The sequence below is a fragment of the Clostridiales bacterium genome, from assembly GCA_012512255.1.
GTDB lineage: Bacteria > Bacillota > Clostridia > Christensenellales > DUVY01 > DUVY01.
On the sequence record JAAZDJ010000056.1, the window covers coordinates 1 to 7135 of the forward strand.

Sequence of the window (7135 nt, forward strand, 5' to 3'; positions counted from 1 at the left end):
GTCTATAAACACATCCAATTTTGCTATCGCCTCGTCTACCGTGTGCCCCAAAATATTTATTTCATGCGAAATTTGAGGTATTGAAATTGTAGCGGTATTTAATGCCTTTTCTATTGTTTTGGGTTCTTTTTCTTCTGATTGCCTTAACGCTGTTTCTTTTAAAACGCCCAAATCGCTTGTTTTTACTTTTATTTTCATATTGCCGACGCTTACATCTAATCGCTTTTTCTTGTCCGGCAATGTCAAAATAATGCATTCCTTATTGAGATTTTTCAAATAAGCGTTCATGCCAATTTTTATATCTTCTGTCCGCAAATCTTTTATATCTTTGATTTCTTCCTCATCGTAATGATATAACTGCTTCTCAAGCGCGGTCCGCAATTGTTTGGCTTTTAGCAATTGGCTCTGGTCAAGTTCAGCTTGTTTTAATATTTGGGATATTTGCTCTATATATTTATTGGCTTGTTCGGTTTTTTTCTGGATTATGGCTTTTACTTCCCTATCGGCTGTTGATTGGATTTTTTCTTTTATTTTTGCCAATTCTTCTTTTTCTTTAATAACCTCTTTGATTTTTTGTTGAAGTTGCTCGCGCTCCAACCGCGCTTGCTCGTATTCTTTTTGCGCCTGGGATTTTAATGAACGCGCCAGTCTTAATATATTTTCATAATTATGTTTTTCTTGATTAATGGTCTTTTTGGCTTCCTCCAAAATCTCATGATTAAGCCCCAAATGTCCCGCTATGGTCAAAGCGTTGCTGGTGCCGGGCAAATCCATCATAACCTTGTAAGTCGGCAATAAAGTTTTGTAATCAAATTCCATTGACGCGTTGCGAATATTAGGATGGGTCAAAGAAAACTCTTTTAATTCTGAATAATGGGTCGTAACAACCGCCAAAACATCAAATTTTAATAAATACTTTATTATCCCTATGGCCAAAGCGGCGCCTTCTGTAGGGTCTGTTCCCGCGCCGATCTCGTCAATCAAAATTAAGCTGCCTTGAGTTAGGTTGTCGGTAATATCGGCAATATTTTTTATATGCGATGAATAAGTGCTCAAAGAGTTTTCAATGCTTTGAAAATCGCCTATATCGCAAAATATTTTTTTGAATATCGGCAAAGTGATTTCTTGCGCGGGCAGCATAAAACCGCTAGCCGCCATGGCCGCAAATAAGCCTACGGTTTTTATAGACACGGTTTTTCCGCCCGTGTTAGGTCCGGATATAATCAAAACTTTATGTTTGCCGCCCACCTCTATGTCTATAGGCACAACTTTGTCTTGAGGTATTAATGGATGTCTGCCTTTTTTTATGTTTATATAATAGTCTTGAGTAATAAAGGGCTTAGTCGCTTTTATGTGTTGGGCATATCGGGCTTTGGCAAAAACCGTATCTAAAGCAATAAGCGCTTTTTGATTTCGCATTAACGCGTCCGCGTTATTGTTTACCTCGTAAGTTAATTGTGTTAATATTCTCTCAATCTCAAGCTGTTCGTCAATTAACAATGATTTTAATTGGTTGTTAAGTTCAACCACCTGCATAGGCTCAATAAAGGCCGTAGCTTTGCTTGATGACTGGTCATGCAACAATCCTTTAATTTCATTTTTAAACTCCATTTTGACCGGAATAACAAAGCGCTCGTTGCGGACAGTAATGATATTATCTTGAAGGTATTTTGAATAAGTCGGCGATTTTATATAATTGTTTAATTTTTCTTTTATGTTTGCTTTAGAATTTGCTATTTTCCGTCTAATAGAAGCAAGCTTTTCGGACGCTTTATCGCTTACTTCGTTTTCATCCAAAATAGAAATTTGTATGTTCTCATATAGCTTTTCTAAAGGCGTAATTTCATTAATTATATTTTTTAGTTTATCAAATTCCGATAAAGGCTTTAATTTGTAAATCGCGGTATGCGCGGCTTTTATTGCGCGGCCAATTTTTAGTAACTCGCCGCAGCTTAATATAGCGTTTATCTTTGCTTTTTGAATTAACTGCTCTATATCGTCAAAATAATCTATCGGATCTATAGCTTTTTCATATAATACACGAAACGCTTCGTAAGTCAAATCAAGGGCGTTATTGGCGGCGTCAACATCATTTGTAGGCGCAGTCCTTAGCAAATACTCTTTGCCAATATTAGATATCGCATAAGAAGAAACTATGTTTAATATTTTGTCAAATTCAATTACATTTAAAGTATTCTTTGAAGTCATTAGCTCTCCATAATATATTTTTTTTCTTATTCCATTATTTATTAATAAGATATCATACTTCTTTTTTTATTATAATCTGTAAAATTCAATAACACAAGATTATAATTTCTAGATAATTATTATAAATTGTAAGCAGTAAGTAGGTTATTATTATGAATGGTTTTGAAATAGGGATATAAATTTCAAATAACTTATATAATGATTATCTCATCAGGATTATATTATTATAATTAAAATTTTTTATAAGTTAAATATAACTTTGCTTTGACATGTTAATCATTATTAGGCGATTAATCGGCAATTATTAATAAGAAAAAATTGTTTTGGCATATTACTCTATCAGGCAAAGTACTATGGGCTGTGTTATTTTTGGTTTATTTTCTTTTTTTTTAAAGCCATTATCGCCTTTTTATCGCTTAATAATTTGATTTATTGCAGCATTTTATTAAAAACCTAAAATTTAATTTAAAAATCTTTTTTAATAACAACATCAACGCCCATAAAATTGGGCGTTGATGCTAATGTTTTTATTATACTATCTTAATTTGTTTAAAACCCTTTTTATGAACGCAGTTCAGCGTTATATTTATATTTTAACCCTCTTATAATTTTGTCAATATTTTTGGCAATGTCTTCGTCTTTTAAAGTTTTCTCATGTGACCTAAACACCAGAGAAAACGCCATGCTCTTATATCCTTTTTCTATTTGCGCACCTGTATATACATCAAACAATTCAACGGATTCAAGATAGGGCCCCGCGCTTTTTTGTATATGGTCAATAAGTTCTTGAGCGGGCGTTTCTTCTTTTACTAAAAACGCCAAGTCCCTTTCTATAGCTTGAAATTTTGATAACGGTTTGAATGTTATTGATTTTTTATGTTGCCATATTTTATCATAATCCAATTCTAATATATACAAAGTTTTTTCTATATCATAATTTTGCAAGACGCTCGGATGCATGGCGCCCAAAAAACCAATCTTTTGGCCGTTTAACTTTATGTCAGCGCTAATACCGGGATGCAAGAAAGGTTCGTTGGATCTTTTATAAGAAGCGCTTAATCCAAAATCCTGCAGAACATTTTTCGCTATAGCTTTTACCGTAAGGAAATTATCAGCCTCATTGCAAATTACAACGCCCAAATAATTTGGTTCTTGCGGCAAATCTTCAAGCGGCAAATTTTTGGGCAAATACACTCTTGATAATTCAAACAATCTAAACTCGTTATTTTTATGGTTGAGATTATAAGCTGCCACAGTCAATAGATTTGGTATAAGCGTCGTTCTCATTGAGCCGTGTTCTTCGCTCAAAGGATTAAGAAGATCAATGGTTTTTAGCCGATAATCGTTCTTATCCAAATTAAGCTTAACAAGCCAATCTTTATTGATAAAAGAATATGTTAAGATTTCGTATAAGCCTAAACCTACCAATGTTTGTTTGGTTTGTTGGGCAGCTTTATAAAACTTGTTAGCGCCAATTTTGATGCTAGAACTTGTATTTGGCAAGCTAAATCCAATCTTATCGTATCCATAATATCTTATCACTTCTTCCGCGATATCGGCATGATTTTCCAAGTCCGTTCTAAATAAGGGTATCGCGCAAGTCAATGTATACCCTTTTAATTTTGCGCCAATTTCAAGGCGGTTTAAAATTTCAATAATTTTATGAGAAGGTATTTCAATTCCCAGCAAGCTGTTTATTCTACTGATTGAAACATCAATTACTTTTTCTTTTTGTTCTTTTGGTTTGATGTCTATAATATCCCCCGCTATCTTTCCGCATCCCAATTCGCAAACAAGCGCAAGCGCTCTTTTCATCCCGGTTTCGCAAGACCAGTAATCAACCCCTTTGGCAAACCTAGCGCTTGATTCGGACGCCAAACCTAGGCTTCTGGAAGTTGATCTTACGCTGCCGCGCGCAAAGATTGCGGATTCAAAAACCACATCGGTAGTGTCAGGCGCTATAGAACTATATTCCCCTCCCATAATTCCTGCTATGGCTATTGGTTTTTTTCCGTCCGCTATGACCAAATGGTCGGGCTTTAAAGAATACGATTTTTCGTCCAAAGCCGTTATTTTTTCGCCTGCTTTGGCTGTTCGGACGTTGATGACCTTTCCTTCAATATTGCGGTAGTCAAAAGCATGCATAGGTTGACCTATTTCAATCAAAATATAGTTGGTAATATCCGCGAAGTTGTTGATAGCTCTTATTCCAACCTTTCTTAATCTATCGCGCATCCATTTGGGCGAAGGCATAATTTTAGCGTGCTTTATGCGGCTTGCCATATATCTTGGACATAGGTCATAATTTAATACATTTACCTTTATGTCATTATTGATAGCGCCATCAACTTCATATTTTAAAGAAGGCGGATTAACTTTTTTGTCCAATACAGCGCCAACCTCGCGTGCTATTCCCCATATGCTGTTGCAATCGGGCCTATTGGGCGTAACCGAAACATCAAAGATATAGTCGTCCAAGCCCAAAACTGTTTTTATATCCGCCCCTAACTCGGTATCGGTAGGCAAAATCAAGATTCCATCAACTTCTGCCCCTTCAATAACACTATCGTCAATACAAAGCTCTTCGCCTGAACAAAGCATACCTTGCGATGTTACGCCTCTTATTACGCTATTTTTTATATTTTTTCCGCAGGGCAATATCGCGCCGTCTATCGCCACAGGCACAATATCGCCTTCTTTTATATTATCTGCGCCTGTTACTATGGTTAATTTTTGATAGCTTAAGTCTAGGGCGCAAACAACTAGTTTATCTGCGTTAGGGTGTTTTTCAATTTTTGTTATTTTGCCTGTAAAAACTTTTTCAATATTTTGGCCCAAATATTGAATTTCTTCAATCTCAAAACCTATATTGGTCAATTTCTCCGCCAAATCTTCGGGCGATATATCGTCTATATCCACAAAATCTTTCAACCAACTTAATGGAACTTTCATCTGCTTTTACTCTCCTGTCTTATCTAAATTGTTTTAAAAATCTAATGTCATTTTCAAAAGGTATTCGCAAATCGGTTATTCCGTAAAGAATATTGGTTATGCGGTCTATTCCTAAACCAAAAGCAAAACCTGTATAAACATTGGAGTTTATATTGCAATTTTCCAATACTTTTGGATTGACCATGCCCGCGCCCAAAATTTCTATCCAACCTACGCCTTTGCAAATTTTGCAGCCCTTGGCGTCGCAGAAAGGACAGGACGCGTCAGCCTCCACGCTCGGTTCGGTAAACGGGAAAAATGAAGGGCGCAATCTCGCTCGCGTTTTTTCGCCAAAAAGTTCTTTCACAAAAGCGCTCAGCGTACCGTTAAGGTCGCACATGCTGATTCCTTTATCCACGACCAAACCTTCTACTTGATGAAACATGGGCGAATGGGTCGCGTCTATATCGTCGCAACGATAAACCCTGCCTGGATTTATCATTTTGATAGGCGGTTTGGTTTTTTCCATTATTCGTATTTGAGTGTTGGATGTTTGGGACCTCAAAATAATATTATGCTTAAAATTTTCTGTTATAAAAAATGTGTCTTGCATGTCTTTTGCCGGATGGTCGTCGGGAATATTTAGGGCTTCAAAATTATAATATTCCGTTTCAATCTCAGGCCCGTCTTCCACCGAATAACCCATAGAAGTGAATATCTCAATAATTCTATTACGGACAATCGTTTGCGGATGAAGCCCGCCTCGCAAAACTTTGGCCGCGGGAAGAGTAATGTCTATGCGTTCTTGCTCTAGCCTTTTTTTGAGTTCAAGCTCGTTTAAGATAACTTCTTTTTCATTAATTAGTCTTTCTATTCGCTCTCTGGTTTCATTTATTATTTTTCCCGCTTGCGGCCTCTCTTGCGGAGGCAAATCTTTTAGGCCGCGCAATATTTGAGTAAGCTCGCCATTTTTGCCTAAGATTTTAACTTTTAAGAAATTCAAAGAATTCAAATCTTGACAATCGTTTAATTTTGATATGCAAGTTTTCACTAATTGTTTTAGCTTTTGCTCCATAATTTTATTGCCCTCCTATAAAAAAACCGTCCTACAAAGGACGGATATACCGTGGTACCACCTTACTTCTCCATCATTATTAATGACAGACTCAATAATTTTAACGCTATCTTATGCGTCCTGTTTTTAGCAGGAAACTCTCGCTTGCGAAGTTCGTTATTGAAGTTTTTAACGGCCTCTCAGCCTATGGACCGTTTTCTCTGTAAAAAACTTTGCCCAATAACTTAATAATCAAGCGGTCATAGTTTTTAATTGATTTTATTTTGTATTATGATAACATAAAAAAATTTTTTAATCAATGTTTTAATGACTGCATAAAAATTTTTTTAAGGAGTCAAATCTAACATTGAATGCATATTATTAAACGCCAAATAAGTTTTTGGCACTTCGCCTATTATAATGCTTTCAGCAAGCAAAGCGACAGAACTAGCCTTTATTTTTTTGTCTTTAAGTCCGGGTATCACAACTACAACATCGGCATTGACCGAAACAAAAATCTTATGATGCGTTTGATTAATCCCTGCGGAGTCAAAACTTGATTTTAATTCGCATTGAACCGACCCCACGGGCAATATCTCAAAAGAAGCTTGAGGGCCTTTTTCTGTAAAAATCGGCATGCCTGTCAATGTTCCCAGCGCAATCTTTACGCCGTCTTTTCCCAATTGTTCAATATGATAATATGTTTTTTGGGCAATATTTTGGGTTACTTGATTGATTTTTGTCGTATTAGCCAAAATCATACTTACTTTGCCGTTTTCGTCATAAATAATATAAACCAAATCGGTATAATTTATATTTTGCGAATAAATTTCGCTAATCGCATGCGAAACCGACATATTTGTCATAGCTTCAACTTGTTTTTGCGAAACCGCGATTATTACCGGATTTACATTCCGTTGAAAAAAGATATAAACTGATAGA

At 35.9% G+C, this 7135-nt stretch carries 4 protein-coding genes; all 4 read right to left on the reverse strand.

Features of this window, described 5'->3' with window-relative positions:
* Nucleotides 1-2208: hypothetical protein (locus tag GX756_02940; protein NLC16814.1), on the reverse strand; the 2208-nt coding region annotated here is incomplete at its 3' end.
* Nucleotides 2209-2769: 561 nt separating this feature from the next.
* Nucleotides 2770-5160, reverse strand: coding sequence for a phenylalanine--tRNA ligase subunit beta (locus GX756_02945; GenBank protein ID NLC16815.1), 2391 nt, complete (start codon nucleotides 5158-5160; stop codon nucleotides 2770-2772).
* A gap of 19 nt (nucleotides 5161-5179) precedes the next feature.
* Nucleotides 5180-6214 carry a phenylalanine--tRNA ligase subunit alpha gene (gene pheS / locus GX756_02950; GenBank protein ID NLC16816.1) on the reverse strand — a complete coding sequence of 345 codons (1035 nt, stop codon included), beginning with the start codon at nucleotides 6212-6214 and terminating at the stop codon, nucleotides 5180-5182.
* A gap of 326 nt (nucleotides 6215-6540) precedes the next feature.
* Nucleotides 6541-7135, reverse strand: a 595-nt coding sequence (yunB, locus tag GX756_02955) for a sporulation protein YunB (GenBank protein ID NLC16817.1), incomplete at its 5' end; no start/stop codon positions are given.

Coding starts and splice junctions, on each gene's coding strand:
- pheS (NLC16816.1), bottom strand. CDS start 6,214: ATGGAGCAAAAGCTAAAACAATTAGTGAAAACTTGCATATCAAAATTA.
- GX756_02945 (NLC16815.1), bottom strand. CDS start 5,160: ATGAAAGTTCCATTAAGTTGGTTGAAAGATTTTGTGGATATAGACGAT.